Raw genomic sequence first — 738 nt, forward strand, 5'->3', positions numbered from 1 at the left:
CATCCCTCTCTGAACGAAATGTAGCATATTTTGTTCATTCATTGATTTCATTTATATCATTTCATAATTGGTAGGCAAACGAAAAGTGTGAAAAACTTTCCAAAATATTATTGGAGGGTTATTTGACATGTTCAGTAATTAGTATAGCATCTTCTTCCCCATCTTCTATTGGAAAAATTGACAAGATATTAGCTGGTTAGTTTAATAAAAGGTCGTCTAATCATCTTTATTTGCCGGCATCGATGACATCATATCGGGAATGTAACAATGTTCTTGTCATCAGTCGGGAATGTTATCAAGTTCTTGTCATTGTGTTTTGACAAGAACTTGATAACATAAATATAAAAAGCCGCATAATCAGCGGCTTCTAATGTTGCAATGTTTTTGTCACCCGACATCTTTGAAATTGTTGGATGACAGTATCTATGTGTCCATTGACACAAACATTGTCCAATTTGCAACACAAATATAGTCCCTTTACTTCTAACAACACAAACATGGTCTAGGTTTTTGATTTTACTATGTATTTGACGTATAGATTATGAAGGAAATCATGTTTTACTCTTCCGTTTCAATTTCAAGTATTCCCCATTTACCGTCTTTTTTCACTACGGAGAGCCCTTCGTTAAATAATCCTGCTGAGTTATATTCAAGAGGTACAATCATGTCTCCAGTTTTATCTATGTAACCGTATTTGCCATCTTTTTTAACTGCCGCATATCCTTCTTTGAAGTGACT

General features: G+C 34.1%; 1 protein-coding gene. It reads right to left on the reverse strand.

Annotated features, from left to right (window positions below; genetic code table 11):
* Positions 1-558 precede the first annotated feature (558 nt).
* On the reverse strand, positions 559-738 hold a 180-nt coding region (locus NNL21_RS36085; protein ID WP_256555731.1), incomplete at its 5' end, for a WG repeat-containing protein.

Origin of the sequence: Paenibacillus mendelii (assembly GCF_024498075.1) — a bacterium.
GTDB lineage: Bacteria > Bacillota > Bacilli > Paenibacillales > Paenibacillaceae > Paenibacillus_Z > Paenibacillus_Z mendelii.